Raw genomic sequence first — 16143 nt, forward strand, 5'->3', positions numbered from 1 at the left:
TGCACTTCAGCACCGTCGTAGATTGTGGGGCTGAAACAAATGCGGAACATATCATCCCTGGCGACGATATCAAACCGGTTCCGGATCTTGCCGACAGAACTTCATCAAAGACCAAGCGTGCTGAGCCAGTTATCGAAACTCGACACCACAGCCGTGCGCGACGGCGCTTCCGTCTTGAAATCCCGAGAATGCCTGCGCACTTCGCTTGGGTTGTAGCCGAACTCATGGGTGAAGGCTCGGCAGAAGTTGGCGGCGGACTCGAAACAGAACTGATTGGCGATTTCGCCGATTTTCCGGCCATCGGCGGGATCGTTAAGTGCGGCGCGCGCAGCCAGAAGCCGTTTCCTTCGGATGTAGTTGAGCACTCCGCTCGAGGTCTGGAATAGCTCGTAAAGACGGGTCCGCGAAATTGCCAGTTCACGGCTTAGGGTTTCCGGCGTCAATTCCGCGGATCCCAGGTTGTTCTGAATGAAATGCCTTGCCCGGGTCATCAGCCCGCTTTGCGATATCTCGCCATCGATCTGGCAGTGCACCAAGGGAGCGATGGTATGGAACACCATTTCCCGAAGCTGGTTCCTGACGCTTGGAAGGTCGTCTCTGGTCAAACGAAGGAGATTGACTTCGAGAAAATCCATGTAGCTCGAAAGTAACGAGACGCGCGCGCCCCCAAGTACGATATTGCTGCTGGCGCTCGGCAATCCACCATAGGCGGCGAACAGATCGCATGGCAGGATCAGGGTCGTGGATTGCGCCGGCGAGGTTCGTCCGTAAAAGGGGTAGCCCAGCATCCGGATTTCCATCATGCCAGGCTCGTTTTCGACAACCTTGCCATTAACGCTCGCCCACGTCTTTCCGGTGCGCAGAAAGGTGATCTGCCAATGATCTATCGAGCTGAATCGTATTTTTTCCGCGGAGCGTTCGAAACTGAATGCCGGGGTATCCTGCTGAATGAGCAGGACACCTTCGAGGTTCCATACGACCTGCTTCACCGCGAACGGCTCACACGCTTTTGCTTGATTTTGCGGCCGCATATCGATCAGCGGAGCCATGCGCTCCTGCCAGGCCGCAAATTGCCGATCGGGGCGCAGTTCCCCGGTTGAAAATGACAGGGACGCCAGCTCCGTCCTTTCGGGGACTTCGCTGTAAAGCGGCGCCTGAGGAGAGCGGGGCCAGCGGCGGCGCTCGACAGCCTTGGGCTGTTCAAATGGAATACCTGCTTTGCTCCACATCATTGTAGCGATCCCTCGACACTACATGGCGTGTTGTACTTGCCGCGGCTGCAGCGCGTCCATTGAAAATTCTGCAGCTGGCCCCAACACCAGTTGATCATCTTAAAGCCAGAATTTGTCTGTGGATTGGCCGCCTTCTCGTAAGATCCAGCCTGATTCCCAACTTTTCATGCCGGTACGAATCTGATTCCCTATTGTAACAGGAAGAGAGAGGGGTAAACGCACGACAGGTGACGTCCTCGTCTTTGATGAGGCGGACGCTTCTGTTCGACAGCGTGGCGAGCAGCTTGGCAAAAGGCCAAACTGCCCGACTGATCTCCGGCGGCCATCGCAAGGAACGCAAAACTGATACCCGAGAGGGTCGCATTGCCGCAAACCTTACTTCAATACTCGTAACAGTTACTTAAGCATTATTCGTTAATAATTTCAAGAATTTTATCGAGAGACAGAAATAATTTTAATGGATGTGGAAACGAACATAGAGGATATGGAAGTAAGCAAATGGTAGTAAACCTGATTGAGCCGAAGTTTTATCTTTCTCGCCTTGTATCAACATTGACTTCTGTTTGCCTATGCGCCTTTTTTCTTGCCTATACGGCAGAAAATGCGGCTTCCGCAACCATGAATAAATATAAGTACAAGACCATCGACCTGTACATGAAGAAAAGCGAAAGCAATATGTACTTTTATGGGACCGGTCAGGTCCGCAAGAGGACGACGGTTTCCTCGGAAGAGTATTTCAAGGGGGCACCCTATATCTGCACGCCGAGCGGCTTTGGACGGACCTCGCATTGCTACAATCGGGGAAACTGAAACCGTTCTGACAACTGATCCCATCTTGCCAGAACGGTTGCGGATGTCTCATTCCATGGCGATGTCATAGTCGGTTGATCTCGACTGCTCGACATCTTCGCCTCTATCCGGTTTAGCTGGGCAAGTGCCGGATGACGTCGTTGCCTTTGCGCAGTTTCATTGCCTCGTCGTCATGTCTCGGGCGATTGTGACGAAATACATACCACTTCCCGTCCGGCAGAGACTTCTGATAGATGACGCCGTCTTTTTCACGGTGCAGAAAGCAGGACGTCTTCTCGACGTCGTACTTCGTGCTCTGCCAACGTGCCTTCATGCATAGCTTGCCATTAAAGGTCGCATACCAGGTGCCTTTGGCATCGGTTCTGTCGGCGCCGGTATGCGACCAGGCCATGAAGCTGCCTTGCTTGGCCGAAAAGTAGCCGGCACCATCTTTCCAGATCCAGGACCGGCCCGCGTAAAGGCTTCGCACGTCCGAGGCGCTTATCGATGTTGCTTGAATGGCAGAGCGCTCGATCATCCAATCGGCGTGCTGCCGGCTTGCAGCATATGCCGGCCCGCCCAACAGCAACATCGACATGGCCGCACTTGATATAAAGAGTCTTGCGAGAGACATCTTCGCCTCCATTTTCGTTGTTGTTGGTTCAGTTCAACAGAGGGCTGACAACGCGCCAGTCCGGCAGTCCGAGACCGTGAGGCCACGGATAAACCTCGCGATCGTCGAAATACACCACCCCCACGATGTTCTTGAATTCGTCATGCGGTTTGGCGGCTTCTTCAGCCCAGGCATGGACATAGGCTTCGTTTCCCTGGTAGCCCAGCTCCGCGATAACGATCGGCTTTCCGAAAGCTTTGACGCGGTCATAGGCCGGTTTGGTGGCCTCGACGAAGGTCGAGTCACGCCCGAGCACGCGCTGGTCGAAGGGCTGATAGCCGAAGACCGAGATGCCGACGACATCCACATATCGATCTCCCGGATAATAGGCTTCGAGCCCTTCCTTGCCCATCGGCGACCACATGTATTCGGCGGATGGAAGATCGCGACGGCATACATCGACGGCGTGCTTATATGCCTTCACATATTGCGAGGGGCTCCAGTAGGCCCAGGTGAACTGCCCGTTCTTCTCATCCATTTCCTGTGCCCAGCGAATGGTAACGGGTTGCTTCAGCTTGGCGGCGGCCGAGCATATCGACGCCATGTTCGCATCGTAGTGCCCATCCATGATCGCCTGGAACAGATCGTCCGGCGTAACGCGCCAATTGCGTGCCCAGGACCAGGGCTCGACTGTAATCAGCAGCGAGCGGCCGCGCTGGCGCGCATAGCTGTCCGCGACCCCAAGCGTCGCCAGATCCACATCTTCCCAGGGGAGGAAGAGATGCTCGATCTTGGGATTGGGGTCATTTGAGAAATCGCCGTTCGGATCGTAGGCGCCCGATGGCAGCGATTGCGGCGTGATGATCGGTCTCTTGTCATGGAACGTGCTTTGGCTGCCGCCCGCCGTTTCAACACCTTTGTTGGGGGCGTAAATCGCTCCGGACAAACCTGCGAAACAAACGACGGCAGCGGTAAGCTTGGATGCCGTTTTCATTGGACTGCCTCCTCCTTCAGTTCGGCCTTGCTCGTGCCCAGGGTGGCTTTCACGATGCTCAGTCGTTCAGTAACCAGATCGCTGGCGACCAACTTTTTCGCCTCGTCGGCGTCTTTGATCGCGGCATGGCGAAATATGAACCATGCCCCACCGGATTCGCGCTTCTGGTAAACGGTTTCATTGAGAATGCGGTGCAGAAAGCAGGTCTTGGCCGGGAACTTGCCGTTCGCCGCGTACCAGGTTGCTTCAAAGCACATGCGGCCGGCATCGCTCACGCTCCAGCGGCCTTCGGCCCAGGATTTGCCTGCATTGCCATCGACCCAGGCAGCGAACCGGCGATCTGCGTCCTGCATTTGCCCTGCGCCATCTGGCCATTGCCAGCTCTTGTCGCGATAGAGTTGGTAAAGCTCGAACGCTGTCATGGGGCGAGCGTCGACCGGCAGTTTGAGGCCTTTGCCCTCAGCGGCGGCGCTACTTGCCGCGACGGATCCGAGGACGATGACGGCGGCAAGCGTCGCAGCACTTACGCGGATCAGAAGGCTCGGTTTGTTATATGATGATGCCATTGTCTTTCTCCCGCATAGCAATTGGTATGACTTTCGCGGCGCCCAGAGATTTGTTCCTCTGTCTCGCCATGCTTCGAACATCGCCCTTGGTGCTGGCCGAATTTCCGATGGTGGAAATGCGGAATCCGAGCTGCGCGGCAGCTTCCTTGCGAAAGGCGTTTCTGAGATCCACCAGGATTGGCTGGCGCATATTCGCCTTGAGCTGGATCAGGTCGAGATTCCTAATGATTGCCCATTCCGTCATGACGACCGCCGCATCGGCATTGCGCGCGCAGTCATAAGGATCGTCGCAGAACACCACGTCATCAAGGACCTTCGCGGCATTCTCGATGCCCATCGGATCGTAAGCGCGAATATGACCGCCAAAGCGCTGCAGCGCTTCGATCAGCGGAACCGAGGGGGCTTCGCGCATATCGTCCGTGTCGGGCCTGCATGTGAGGCCAAGGACGGCGATGGTCAGACCGTCTATATTGCCGCCAAGCGCTTCGACGACCCTGCGCGCCATGCGTCGCTTGCGGGCGTCGTTCGCTGCAACGGTTTCCTCGATCACGCGCAGCGCCACGCCATAATCCTGCGCGGTTCGCAAAAGAGCGAGCGTATCGCCTGGAAAACAGGAGCCGCCGAAGCCTGGACCTGCCGTCAGGAAGGTCGTGCCTATGCGCTTGTCCAATCCTATCCCGAGCGTCAGTTCCTCGACATCGCTGCCCAGATGTTCGCAAAGATCGGCGAGCTCGTTGATGAAGGTTATCTTCGTCGCCAGAAACGCGTTGGCCGCATATTTGATCAATTCCGCAGTTCGCCGCGCCGTCACCACAACCGGTATATCCAGGAGATCCATCGGGTCGGTATAGAGTTCCAGCAGGCGCTTATAGGCAGGTTCGTCGTCAACGCCGATAACGACACGATCGGGTGCGAGGGAATTCTGTACCGCAACGCCTTCGCACAGGAATTCCGGGTTGGAGGCAACGGAAAACGTGCCTGGCTTCCGTGTCGCGGCGATGATCTTCTGCACCATGTCGCCGGTGCCCACGGGCACGGTCGATTTAATGACGACGACCGCGTCGTCTGCTATCAACGGCGCAAGATCGCTTGCCGCACGGTAGAGGCAGGAAAGATCGGGTTCACCGCGATCATTGCGAGGCGGCGTGCTGAGGGCGATAAAGACGATGGCGGCTTGCCTGACCGCCCGGGCGAGGTTGCAGGTGAAATCAAGCCGTCCCGATGCGCAGTTTCGTTCGACCATTTCGTCGAGATGCGGCTCGTAGATTGGCATTCTGCCCTGTCGGAGACCGGCAATCTTCGGCGGATCCTTGTCCACGCAGACGACTTCATGACCCCACTCGGCGAAGCAGGCGCCGCTGACCAAACCCACATATCCCGTTCCGACAACAGCTATCTTCATGTTCTATTGCGCTTATGCGCCCCTCCTGTCGGGAATTTCCGTCACTGCGTTGCCGTCATGCCAGTGCGGATCGAACATGATCCGATGCAGCTTGCGTCCGCTGACGCCTGCTCCCGCCACCGACGAGCGCTCCACGAAAAGCGCATAGCCGCTGGCGCTCCATGTCAGCGACAGCACTCCGTCGGCACCGCGCTCCGTGGCGGCAAATCCCGGCAGGGCGATGAGAGCGAGCAATGCGCTTGCAACGGCAGGACGATAGAACCGGCTGCTCATGGAGACGGTGTTCTCCTGCGCGTGCTTCACAATGATCACCAATAGCAGCAGCGTGTAGATCGCCGCATTCATGGTCGCGAAGATATAGAAGCCGCTCGTCTCTCCGGCATCGCGAACCGTCAAGACAGGTACGATGGAAACGAGAGACAGAAGCGCATAAGGCGCCAGCACGCGGAAGGGCAATGGATCGACATTGGACGTGCCTTTCGGCGTGACGCGAAAATCGACGAAAGACCCAGTCGCCCAATCCCGTATCGCTGCGATTGTCCCGGCAAGTGCCCATGGCCAGCGTGCGAACAGAAACAGCGTCGCTTCCCAGCTGAGTATCTTGGCATCAACCGGCCTGAACGTGCCGGTACGGCGCCAGCGATAAGCGAATGCGATCAGCAGGAACGATTGCGGCAGGAAGTGAAGCAGAAAATCGGGATAGGACACATTGACGAAGTTCCGTCTTCCCATGAGCGCTATTATAGGCAGCATGAACATCAGCGCCATGAACAGCGAAAACAGCGGGTACCAGAGTTGAGAGAACAGGAATTGCGCTCTTAGCCGCGGTGGCAGGCACGGAAGCAGCTTCGGTGAATATTGCAGCAAGATCATCATCAGGCTGCGCGACCACTGGAACTCCTGCGTGATGAGGTCGGTAAAGGTGCTCGGACCATCGCCGTGAGCAATCGCATCGATGGCGTGAACGCCGCGCCAACCATGTGCATTCATCATGAGCGTTGTCGAATGATCCTCGGCGAGTTCGGGTCCGAGACCGCCGATCTCTTTCAGAGCCGCAGTGCGGACGGCATAGTGCGAGCCGATGCAGAGCGGCGCCAGGCCATTGTTGAAGCCGGCTTGCAGCGATCCATGCATGCTCGCTTCGGCATAAAGGCGACCCCGCGCGGACCAGCTCTCATGTGCGTTGCTGTCGCAGATGCTGGGCGCGGATACGTAGCCGATCGCGGGATCGGCGAACGGACGCAGCATCTGGTAAAGATAGTCCCGGCTCGGCACGTGATCGGCATCGAGCTGAACGACGAAATCATAACGTTCATAGCCATAATGGTCATAGAAGAAGGCGAGGTTTCCCTCCTTGCAGCGCGTGCGCCGCGGCCATGTCTGGCGGTGATAATCGTCCCGCCCTTTGCGGGTGGACAGCTGAACGCCGTGCCTGCGGCACCAATCGATTGTCGCAGGCGAAGGATCCTCGTCAGCGAGCCATGTGTCGTGCGGCACTTCCTGTGCGAGCATGGCCTGTAGGGTGCGGATAACGATATCGAACGGTTCCGACGGCGCCTTTGTCACCACCATCGCCACCCGGCTGCCTACCGGTAGGCGTAGCGGCCCGTTTGTCTTCCGCGCGCGATAGAATACGGCGACGAAATAGGCTGGAAGGAGGCTCGTCCATGCCAGAACGGTGGTGATCAGAATGGATCCGAGCGGATCGATATGGTGGCCCGGCAGGAGCCACCACCACCAAAGATAAGCGAGTGCGGCAAACCATATCGCGGCACAGACGATATATTCCGTGCGGCGATAGCCTGAGAGGATGGGAACCATCAGTGGCTCGTCCTGCGCGGCGGATCTTTTTATCTTGGGCATCCTCACGATTGCGTCTCCAATCCGAAGAATGGAGCTGCCGTTCGGATGATGGTTCCGATATCGGAGTACAGGGGTTGAAAGCCGAGTTTTTCGGCGGCGAGATCCGACGCGGCATAAAGCGCCGGCGGATCACCCGGCCGGCGAGGGCGCATCGCAACCGGCACGGAGCGTCTCGAGGCAAGTCCGATGGCGTCCAGAACCTCCCTGATCGACGTCCCGCGGCCGGTTCCGAGATTGATGGCGAGATTGGCGCCGCCCTCCATCAGATATTTGACCGCGAGAGCATGGCCGCGCGCCAGATCCATGACGTGGATGTAGTCGCGGACGCAGGTGCCGTCCGGCGTGTCGTAGTCATCGCCATAGACCTCGAGGCAGTCGATGGCGCCCGTCGCGGCGAGCAGCGCGCGGGGGATCAGATGCGTCTCCGGAGCGTGCCATTCGCCGAGCTCCTGCTCGGGGTCGGCTCCCGCCGCATTGAAATAGCGCAGCGCGACATAACGAAGCCCGTAGGCTGCCGCGTAGTCGGTCAGCATGTGTTCGGCGATGAGCTTCGTGCGGCCATAGGGATTTATGGGACGCTGCGGCTCACATTCGCGGATCGGCAATTGATCCGGTATGCCATAGACCGCGCAGCTCGATGAAAAGATGAGCTTGTCGATACCGGTGGTGCGGCAGGCTTCCAGTAGCGAATGCGTACCGTTGACGTTGTTGGCATAGTATTTTGCCGGCTGTTCGACGGATTCGCCGACATAGGCCGAGGCTGCGAAATGGATGACCGCTTCAGGCTGATATCTCCTGATGGTCTCGACCAGGCGACGCGTGTTGAGAATATCTCCCTCTATGAACGGTCCCCAGCGGACCGATCGAAGATGGCCGGTGGAAAGATTGTCATAGACGACCGGTTCGTAACCTTCTCTATGCAGAAGCTTGGCCGTGTGGCTGCCGATGAAGCCGGCACCGCCCGCGACGAGGATGGTGCGCGCAGACATCAGATGACCTCTACGAGTTCGCTGCCTTGCCGATGAAGCTGGCGTTCGAAATAGGCAACCGTCGACTTCAGGCCTTCGGCCAGAGCGACCGTCGGCTCCCATGCCAAGTCCCGTTTTGCGATCGTGATGTCGGGACGACGCTGGCGAGGGTCGTCGATCGGCAGCGGTTTGTAGACGACTTTCGACGGCGAACCCGTCAGCGTGATGACCTGTTCGGCAAGTTCGCGGACGCTGAACTCGGCCGGATTGCCCAGATTGATCGGCGAATGAAGCGCGGCGGGGCTGCTCATCAGCTGAACGAAGCCTTCGATAAGGTCGTCGACATAGCAGAACGAGCGCGTCTGCGATCCGTCGCCGTAGACGGTAATGTCCTGTCCCTTGAGTGCCTGGACGATGAAATTGGAAACGACGCGGCCATCATCGGGACGCATGCGCGGTCCGTAGGTATTGAAGATACGCGCGATCCTGATGTCCACGCCATGTCTCATATGAAAGTCATAGAAAAGCGTTTCGGCCGAGCGCTTTCCCTCGTCATAGCAGGAGCGTGGGCCAAACGAGTTGACATGGCCCCAATAGCGCTCCGGCTGGGGATGTACCTGCGGGTCTCCGTAGATTTCCGAGGTTGAAGCCTGGAATATGCGGGCCTGGTGCCGTGCCGCCAGTTCGAGCAGGTTCAGCGCACCGAAAACGCATGTCTTCATGGTATGGATCGGGTCTGCCTGATAGTGCACGGGCGATGCGGGACAGGCCAGATTGTAGATCTCGTCGACCGGCAGATCGATGGGATTGACGATATCGTGACGAACGAAGCTGAAGGCGTCGTAGCGAAGCAAATGCCGCAAATTCTCCGTCCGCCCCGTCGAGAAGTCGTCGGCGCAGATGACCTGACAGCCATCCCGCAATAGCCGCTCACAAAGATGAGAACCCAGAAAACCCGCGCCGCCAGCAATCAGAATTGTACGGCGTTCGGAATTTCTCGAATATAAATTCGTATATCTGAGCGGCATATTCATAGAACTCTCCACTTTTACGATGATACACAAACATAGATGCGACGGCTGTACTGCACACACGCCGTGTTTTTGCCTCGCAATCAAATATAGCTCCGGCGAGGACTATTGTTAATAAATTACTAATGTCTGAGGTTTCTGTCGTTATCAGGGAATTCGAGATTTTTACAATCTGTACATTTGTTGGCCGCGAAAGACTTTGGGTAAGCGACATGAAACGCCGCCAGCAGAAGCCGTCGCTGACCGCTTTCAAGCAGGGTCGTCCGGCATCGGCAGTCGGAATTGCCGTCTTTTCTGCTATTTGCCGCTGGGCACGAAGCATTGCTTTCGTCGCCAGCTAGAAAAACTGCCTTTGGATTCCAGACATTCGCAACGATCATTTTTGCAACGGGACGCTGTGCCCTGGCGGGTACGATACGCTTTGACAAGCGCTTCAAGTATGCGACCTGGTCGCTGCCGGCATTCCTTGAGCGATTATTATTGCGCCAGCATATCGGCCAGCGCATGCCGCATGGACGTGCTCGGGATACCGAAAAGGCCGCCATAGGGAAGATCGAGATCCAGGATGACAAACATGACGCTCGCCACCGAAACGATGGCGACGGCGACAATGGAGCCTGCAAGCGGATTTCTGGGGGCCTGAAGACCGAAGCTCAGAAACACCAGCATAAGCCAGAAGATCAGGACATCGAGAAACGGCGCTGAAAGCGAGCCATGCGCATCTTCTATGACGGTCCATCGCGCGACCATGAGATTGCTGAAGAGCTGATTGCAACGGGCGACAAGCAACTGATGCAAGGGATCGGTCGGCTGCTGGCGGGCAATGCCCAGCCCTATGTCGTTCAGGAGTGTCCCCAGGGTGGGTGCTTCGCCAATCAAAGGCAATTTTGATACGTCGGGATATGTCATTCCCGGCGGAAGCGGTTCTCCCGGCCATGTACTGGCAATGACGGCGGCGGTATAGCTGCGCAGGAGTTGTCTTTCACTGTCCAATGCGGCGCCGTAGTTTTTGAGGCAAACGTCCATTTCCGCCAGACCGGCGGCGTAGCGGTTGCGATCGTGGGACGCTGTTGTGAATGCGGTCAGCTCCGATGCCAAAAGCAAGCTCATGACAAGTGCCGCAAAAGTCACAAGCAAGGCCGTCACGACTCGAAGAAAGTCTATCGTCTCGGTGCCGCGGTGCGGAGCAGGCAGTCTGGTGCGCAATATCGAACCGATTGCGGCGCTCAATATCAGGAGAATAAACAAAACCAGCGTCCAGACGGCTTCTCGCGGCATCGAAAAATGCTCCAGCTACATCTGGCCATTGATTATGTCATGTATATCGATGGAGCGGGAGGGACAAAAACTTCGCGATCTCTCAGCATGAAGGCGTATTTTACTTGCGATATTCACATCGATAATGGAGATAGCGGGACAAGCTTGGAGTTGACGACATCGCTCCCTTCAAGACGAGCTCGATCCGTGGCCATTACCCGAAGAGCCGGGAGCGCAACCTGCGTCGATGACGACCCTAGCGGCACTAAAAATTGATCAGCATTATCAGGTGCTTAATGCAAAATCACTGGAGGTGAGTATTCGCGAGGATTCAAACGCTTGCACGATCGAGGCTTTCTACTGAGGTTTTTATAGCGGTGCTATCCTGTCGGCATTCAGTCAGGCTGTGGTGCGCAGGTAGTTTCTCCATAAGACAGCTCGCAGGCTAACAAGACCGGATGGTCGATGCTCGGCACGGGCTGCTCGTTGAGAAGAACCTCCACAGCGGCTGTAGCGATCTTCTGAATTGGTTGCTTCACCGTTGTTAAGCGCGGGATTGTCATATCGGAGAGCGGGATGCCGTCGAATCCAAGGATGGATAGCGCTGCCGGTATTGGGATACCAAGGTCATATGCCGCCCTCATGCAGCCGATCGCCTGCTGATCAGAGCTCGCAAAGATGGCGGTCGGACGTTCGTTGCGGGCACGCGCCAGCAGATAATTTCCCGCCAGCCGTCCGCTCTCATAATCGAAGTTGGCCTCGGCAACCAGCGGCGGGGCTGCGGTTCCCACGCTATTGCCGGCTTGTATCATGGCATCGAGATAGCCCTTGAGGCGATCATTGGCTGGAACGGAATGTTCAGGCCCTGAAATGAAGCCGATACGGCGATGCCCTAGCTTCAGGAGATATTCGACGCCAAGGCGAACGCCGTTGCGATGATCTGAGGCTATACCCGAATATCCCGGCATAAGACGGTCGACGACAACGATTGGCAGCCCTTTCGGCAGCTTGATCGGATGGAAATCGTTGCTCGGAACGAGAATGATGCCGTCCACCTTGCGGCTCGTCAGTTGCCGGAGACGGTCGGCTTCCTTCGTAGCGTGATCGAAGGATGTCATGACGATGATGTTGTAACCGTACGTGGCTGCGGCTTGCTCGGCAGATTGGACGAGTTCGGAAAAGAATGGATTGGTCAGGTCCGGGATGACGATGCCGATGAGGCGGCTGACCTTGCTGCGCATGCTTCTTGCGGACGGATCCGGCGTGTAACCGAGTTCCTCTATGATGGCGTTGACCCGCGTCCTTAATTCGTGCGTGACGGATGGGTGATCATTCAAGACTCTCGAAACGGTCCCGGTAGAGACCTCTGCGAGCTTGGCAACGTCGCGGATTCCGACCTTCAGCATAACGGAACATATGTCCTTTCTCTTCGGAACCAGTGGCCTTACCAAGAGCCTGATCCAAGCATCCCGCTAGCGGTCTCTACCGCCTTCATCAAAAGTCTGCACGTTAAACTTGATCGACCTAACGGAAAGCATTTCGCAGCGTCGTTGGAAACGGTTCATCGCATATACTGCAGCATACAAGCGAAAGTGCAACCCGTGCCATTTTTTTCGCCATTTCCACCGCCTTGACAATTTTCGGAGGCATTGTTACCCATTACGTGGTGAAACGGTTCATTGTCGTTGACAACTCAGGTGGAGCTGAGCCCAGGACCGTCCGGGAGGAGAGAAATGTCCAATTCTAGAAAGCCTGAATCCGTCTTGATCAGCGTCCCGCGTCGTGCGGCGTTGAAGCTTGGTCTTGCAGGCACCTTGGTACTTGCGCTGTCTTGCGGCGTGTCGCCAGCCTTTGCGGCCGGTAAGCCTAAAGTCGGCCTGATCATGAAGTCCTTGTCGAATGAGTTCTTCAAGCAGATGAAGGCGGGTGCCGACAAATATGCGGCTGAAAACAAGGAGAAGTTCGACTTCAAGGCCGTCGGCATGAAGGACGAGCGTGATTTTGCTTCGCAGGTCGATGCGGTCGAAAACTTCGTGACGCAGAAATACGATATCATCGTTGTCGCACCGGCCGACTCGAAGGCGATGGCCACTCCGCTTGCGAAGGCCGTAAAGGCCGGCGTCAAGGTCATCAATATCGACGTGCCGCTGGATGCCGACGCCAAGAAGGCGGCCGGTATCGATCTTGCCTTCTTCGGGCCTGACAACACTGAGGGCGCCAAGCTTGCGGGCGATGCGCTTGCCAAGGATCTGGGGCCGGGCGCGAAGGTCGTGATCCTGGAAGGCAATCCTGAGGCTGACAACGCCAAGGAGCGCAAGGTCGGCTTCATGGATTCCATCAAGAACGGCAAGCTCGAGCTTCTCGACAGCAAGACCGCGCATTGGGAGACGGAGGAAGCGAACACCGTCATGACGAATTTCCTGACGAAGTATAAGGATATTCAGGGCGTCATGGCCGCAAACGACTCCATGGCTCTCGGTGTCGTCAAGGCGCTCGATGCATCCGGCCAGAGCGGCAAGATCAAGGTTGTCGGTTTCGATAATATCCCGTCCGTCAAGCCGTTGATCAAGGACGGCAAGATGCTTGCCACCGTCGAACAGTATGGTGCCGAGATGGCGGCCATGGGCATCAAGTATGGACTTCGCGAGCTCGCCGGCGAAAAATTCACCGGTTGGGTCAAGACGAACGTCACGCTCATCACCGCCAAGGATATTAAATAGTCGAGGGTCCTTGGCTTCGAGGCTGAAGGAGGCGCCGGCTGCTTGGCCGGCGCTATTCGCTGCCCGATCGCTTTCCTGTTGAATGCTCCGACGTCGCTCGTTTTCGAGCGGCCTCGGCGTCAGCTATGGGCGGGTGCCATTTCCAATCCGAAATAGACCATGCGCGAGGTGGACGTGCCAAGCACACCAGATGACTACATCCTGAAGCTGGAAGGAATAGGCAAGCGCTTCCCGGGCGTCGTCGCGCTCAAAGATGTTTCCATTAGCATCGGTCGCGGCAAGGGACACGTCCTTCTGGGCGAAAACGGTGCCGGAAAATCCACGCTGATCAACCTTCTTGGTGGTGTCTTTAAGCCGGATGACGGTCATATCGTGTTCGACGGCGAGCGCTACGATCCGGCGTCTCCTCTGGAGGCCTTCAAGGCCGGCATTCGCGTCATCCATCAGGAACTGCATCCCCTATCCAACCTCAGCGTTGCTGAAAATCTTCTCTTCGAACATCTCCCGCGCCGATACGGCCTGGTGAACTACAAGCAAATGAACGCCAGGGCGGCAGAGTTGCTGGCCGAAGTCGGCCTCAACGTGGCGCCGACGACGCTTGCCAGCAGCTTGAGCGTAGCGCAGCTTCAGCTTCTCGAGATCGCCAAGGCGCTCTGTTACGAGAGCAAGCTTCTGGTTCTTGACGAACCGACGGCAACGTTGACCTCCAAGGAAGTCGATCGTCTCTTCGAAATTCTGAGGCGGCTGAAGGCGCGGGGCGTAACCACGCTTTACATATCGCACCGGCTCGAAGAGATATTTGAGGTGGGCGATGACGTGACCATCCTGCGCGACGGCCAACATGTGATCACGCGGCCGCTTGAAGGGCTAGGAATTCCAAAAATCGTTGAACTGATGGTAGGGCGCGCACTCGCGGAACATGACGCCTTTCGCGGCGATAGTGTCATATCGGGTGAGGCGCTCGGTATCTCCGGTCTGAAGGTGACGCACAATAGTCCGGAGATATCATTCTCTATCGCCAAGGGTGAAATCGTCGGCATTGCCGGGCTTGTGGGCAGCGGTCGGACCGAGGCAGTTCGCGCCATATTCGGCGCCGATGCAAAGGCCGCCGGAGAAATCCGCATTAATGGCGAGCCGGTCGAGATCAATTCGCCGAGGGATGCTGTCGCCGCAGGGCTGTGCCTGGCAACCGAAGACCGCAAGATGCAGGGCCTGATGCTCGACATGAGCTGCGCCGAAAACACCACCATCACAGATCTCGGCAAAATCTCCCGCAATGGCCTGATCAACCGGAAGATCGAGAATGAAAACTCGCAGCGCCTTGTACGCGAGCTGCGCATTAAAACGCCATCCATCCACCAGGTGGTCAGGACATTTTCCGGCGGCAACCAGCAGAAGGTCGTCATTGCCAAATGGCTGTTCCGCGGTCCCAAAGTACTGATTTTCGACGAGCCGACCCGTGGGATCGACGTGGGTGCAAAGGCCGAGATCTATGATCTTCTGTGGAAGTTTGCCGCCGAGGGAAAGGGTGTTCTGGTCGTCTCGTCGGACCTGCCGGAGCTCATCGGCATCTGCCACCGCATCATTGTTTTGTCGAATGGCAAGATTGCCGGCGAAATCGCCCGAGACCAATTCGAAGAGAGCAAGATTCTGTCACTCGCCTACAAGGAATACAGTCGTGTCCGGCAACATTGAAAAGAAGACCGAGGTCAAAGAGTCCAGCTTCTGGGACAAGCTCATTCGGATATCGATGAAGGAAGCGGGCGTTGCCATCGCCCTCGTTCTGATCCTGATCTTTTTCTCGGCGACAGCGCCATATTTCGCGACGCCAGAGAACTTTCTGAAGATCTTCGTGCAGATCGCCATCAACACCGTGCTCGCCTCGGGCATGACCTTCGTCATCCTTACCGGCGGCATCGATCTGTCGGTCGGCTCGCTGCTAGCGCTTTGCACTGTTATCGGTGCAACGATCATGGTCGATCCCAGGCTTTCTCCCTGGCAGGCGATCGTGCTGGCTTCGATTGCATCGATGGGAGCAGGCGCCGTGCTTGGTGCGATCAATGGATGGGTATGCGAGAAATGGAAGCTTCCGTCCTTCATCGTTACGCTTGGCATGTTGAACGTCGCAAGCGGCCTGGCGCGCGTCGTCAGTGACAACTCCACCATTACCGGCCTGCCTCAGCCTTTTGTCGATTTCGGTAACCTAATCTTCTGGGGCGTCTTTCCTTCAATCTTTCTGGTTGCGATCGTCGTCGTGTTTATCGGCTGGTTCGTGCTGCGTTATACTGTGTTTGGGCGCTTTGTCTTTGCGATCGGCACCAATGAGGAAGCCGTCCGGCTGTCAGGGCACGAGCCCAAAAGGTTCAAGATTGCCGTCTTCACGATTTCCGGGCTGACGGCAGGCATTGCAGCTATGGTTTATCTGTTGCGCCTCAATGTCGGCAGCCCGGTCGCGGGTATTGGCTATGAGCTCAATGCCATTGCAGCTGTGATCATCGGCGGCACCAGTCTTTCTGGCGGCAAAGGATCGATTGTGGGTACGCTGGTAGGCGCATGCATTCTGCAAGTGCTATCCACGGGCCTGCAACTGCTCGGTGCCGACGATAACATCAAGCCGATCGTCATTGGCGCAGTCATCGTGCTGGCCGTCATTCTCGACAGCTATCGCGGTCGATTGATGAGGATATTGGAAACGCGATGAATGATAT

At 56.8% G+C, this 16143-nt stretch carries 15 protein-coding genes; 5 read left to right on the forward strand and 10 right to left on the reverse strand.

Annotation, left to right across the window (positions count from 1 at the left end; genetic code table 11):
• Nucleotides 1-104 precede the first annotated feature (104 nt).
• Complete coding sequence (locus tag CCGE531_RS27340) at nt 105-1232, reverse strand: AraC family transcriptional regulator (RefSeq protein ID WP_120669767.1); 1128 nt, start codon at nt 1230-1232, stop codon at nt 105-107.
• 498 nt (nt 1233-1730) lie between these two features.
• Between CCGE531_RS27340 and CCGE531_RS27345 the strand changes: the two genes are divergently transcribed.
• Nucleotides 1731-2042: a hypothetical protein gene (locus CCGE531_RS27345; protein WP_120669769.1), complete on the forward strand. Its 312-nt coding sequence runs from the start codon at nt 1731-1733 to the stop codon at nt 2040-2042.
• Between the two features lie 112 nt (nt 2043-2154).
• Here CCGE531_RS27345 and CCGE531_RS27350 read toward each other — a convergent pair whose 3' ends face one another.
• From CCGE531_RS27350 to CCGE531_RS27380, 7 genes are all read right to left on the reverse strand, one after another.
• Nucleotides 2155-2619, reverse strand: a complete 465-nt coding sequence (locus CCGE531_RS27350) for a DUF995 domain-containing protein (protein ID WP_245459479.1) — start codon at nt 2617-2619, stop codon at nt 2155-2157.
• Between the two features lie 64 nt (nt 2620-2683).
• On the reverse strand, nt 2684-3628 hold the full coding sequence (locus tag CCGE531_RS27355) for a glycosyl hydrolase (protein ID WP_120669771.1): 945 nt from the start codon (nt 3626-3628) through the stop codon (nt 2684-2686).
• On the reverse strand, nt 3625-4194 hold the full coding sequence (locus tag CCGE531_RS27360; RefSeq protein ID WP_120669773.1) for a DUF995 domain-containing protein: 570 nt from the start codon (nt 4192-4194) through the stop codon (nt 3625-3627). The genes CCGE531_RS27355 and CCGE531_RS27360 overlap by 4 nt, the downstream gene beginning before the upstream one ends.
• A complete protein-coding gene (locus CCGE531_RS27365) occupies nt 4178-5596 on the reverse strand; it encodes a UDP-glucose/GDP-mannose dehydrogenase family protein (RefSeq protein ID WP_120669775.1) in 1419 nt (472 codons plus the stop codon). Before CCGE531_RS27365 ends, CCGE531_RS27360 begins: the two co-directional genes overlap by 17 nt.
• Nucleotides 5597-5608: 12 nt before the next feature.
• Nucleotides 5609-7459, reverse strand: coding sequence for a glycosyltransferase family 2 protein (locus tag CCGE531_RS27370; RefSeq protein ID WP_120669777.1), 1851 nt, complete (start codon nt 7457-7459; stop codon nt 5609-5611).
• Nucleotides 7460-7461: 2 nt separating this feature from the next.
• Nucleotides 7462-8448, reverse strand: coding sequence for a UDP-glucose 4-epimerase GalE (gene galE / locus CCGE531_RS27375; RefSeq protein WP_120669778.1), 987 nt, complete (start codon nt 8446-8448; stop codon nt 7462-7464).
• Nucleotides 8448-9461: a UDP-glucuronic acid decarboxylase family protein gene (locus tag CCGE531_RS27380; RefSeq protein WP_120669779.1), complete on the reverse strand. Its 1014-nt coding sequence runs from the start codon at nt 9459-9461 to the stop codon at nt 8448-8450. Before CCGE531_RS27380 ends, galE begins: the two co-directional genes overlap by 1 nt.
• Nucleotides 9462-9583: 122 nt before the next feature.
• Here CCGE531_RS27380 and CCGE531_RS34465 point away from each other — a divergent pair, with 122 nt between their 5' ends.
• Nucleotides 9584-9799, forward strand: coding sequence for a hypothetical protein (locus CCGE531_RS34465; protein WP_162944045.1), 216 nt, complete (start codon nt 9584-9586; stop codon nt 9797-9799).
• 136 nt (nt 9800-9935) lie between these two features.
• Here CCGE531_RS34465 and CCGE531_RS27385 read toward each other — a convergent pair whose 3' ends face one another.
• Together CCGE531_RS27385 and CCGE531_RS27390 are read right to left on the reverse strand one after the other, a co-directional pair.
• Nucleotides 9936-10736, reverse strand: a complete 801-nt coding sequence (locus tag CCGE531_RS27385) for a hypothetical protein (RefSeq protein WP_120669780.1) — start codon at nt 10734-10736, stop codon at nt 9936-9938.
• Between the two features lie 374 nt (nt 10737-11110).
• The gene (locus CCGE531_RS27390; RefSeq protein ID WP_120669781.1) at nt 11111-12121 is read right to left on the reverse strand and encodes a LacI family DNA-binding transcriptional regulator; all 1011 of its coding nucleotides are present in this window, start codon (nt 12119-12121) and stop codon (nt 11111-11113) included.
• Nucleotides 12122-12448: 327 nt separating this feature from the next.
• Here CCGE531_RS27390 and CCGE531_RS27395 point away from each other — a divergent pair, with 327 nt between their 5' ends.
• The 3 genes from CCGE531_RS27395 (at nt 12449) to CCGE531_RS27405 (ending at nt 16136) form a co-directional block, all read left to right on the forward strand.
• Complete coding sequence (locus tag CCGE531_RS27395; RefSeq protein ID WP_120669782.1) at nt 12449-13435, forward strand: sugar ABC transporter substrate-binding protein; 987 nt, start codon at nt 12449-12451, stop codon at nt 13433-13435.
• Between the two features lie 159 nt (nt 13436-13594).
• On the forward strand, nt 13595-15130 hold the full coding sequence (locus tag CCGE531_RS27400) for a sugar ABC transporter ATP-binding protein (protein WP_120669783.1): 1536 nt from the start codon (nt 13595-13597) through the stop codon (nt 15128-15130).
• On the forward strand, nt 15114-16136 hold the full coding sequence (locus tag CCGE531_RS27405; RefSeq protein ID WP_120669784.1) for an ABC transporter permease: 1023 nt from the start codon (nt 15114-15116) through the stop codon (nt 16134-16136). The genes CCGE531_RS27400 and CCGE531_RS27405 overlap by 17 nt, the downstream gene beginning before the upstream one ends.
• Nucleotides 16137-16143: the final 7 nt, after the last annotated feature.

Origin of the sequence: Rhizobium sp. CCGE531, from assembly GCF_003627795.1 — a bacterium.
GTDB lineage: Bacteria > Pseudomonadota > Alphaproteobacteria > Rhizobiales > Rhizobiaceae > Rhizobium.

Coding starts and splice junctions, on each gene's coding strand:
- CCGE531_RS27350 (WP_245459479.1), bottom strand. CDS start 2,619: ATGTCGATGTTGCTGTTGGGCGGGCCGGCATATGCTGCAAGCCGGCAG.
- CCGE531_RS27355 (WP_120669771.1), bottom strand. CDS start 3,628: ATGAAAACGGCATCCAAGCTTACCGCTGCCGTCGTTTGTTTCGCAGGT.
- CCGE531_RS27390 (WP_120669781.1), bottom strand. CDS start 12,121: ATGCTGAAGGTCGGAATCCGCGACGTTGCCAAGCTCGCAGAGGTCTCT.
- CCGE531_RS27370 (WP_120669777.1), bottom strand. CDS start 7,459: ATGCCCAAGATAAAAAGATCCGCCGCGCAGGACGAGCCACTGATGGTT.
- CCGE531_RS27400 (WP_120669783.1), top strand. CDS start 13,595: ATGCGCGAGGTGGACGTGCCAAGCACACCAGATGACTACATCCTGAAG.
- CCGE531_RS27345 (WP_120669769.1), top strand. CDS start 1,731: ATGGTAGTAAACCTGATTGAGCCGAAGTTTTATCTTTCTCGCCTTGTA.
- CCGE531_RS34465 (WP_162944045.1), top strand. CDS start 9,584: ATGTCTGAGGTTTCTGTCGTTATCAGGGAATTCGAGATTTTTACAATC.
- CCGE531_RS27340 (WP_120669767.1), bottom strand. CDS start 1,232: ATGATGTGGAGCAAAGCAGGTATTCCATTTGAACAGCCCAAGGCTGTC.
- galE (WP_120669778.1), bottom strand. CDS start 8,448: ATGTCTGCGCGCACCATCCTCGTCGCGGGCGGTGCCGGCTTCATCGGC.
- CCGE531_RS27360 (WP_120669773.1), bottom strand. CDS start 4,194: ATGGCATCATCATATAACAAACCGAGCCTTCTGATCCGCGTAAGTGCT.
- CCGE531_RS27395 (WP_120669782.1), top strand. CDS start 12,449: ATGTCCAATTCTAGAAAGCCTGAATCCGTCTTGATCAGCGTCCCGCGT.
- CCGE531_RS27365 (WP_120669775.1), bottom strand. CDS start 5,596: ATGAAGATAGCTGTTGTCGGAACGGGATATGTGGGTTTGGTCAGCGGC.
- CCGE531_RS27380 (WP_120669779.1), bottom strand. CDS start 9,461: ATGAATATGCCGCTCAGATATACGAATTTATATTCGAGAAATTCCGAA.
- CCGE531_RS27385 (WP_120669780.1), bottom strand. CDS start 10,736: ATGCCGCGAGAAGCCGTCTGGACGCTGGTTTTGTTTATTCTCCTGATA.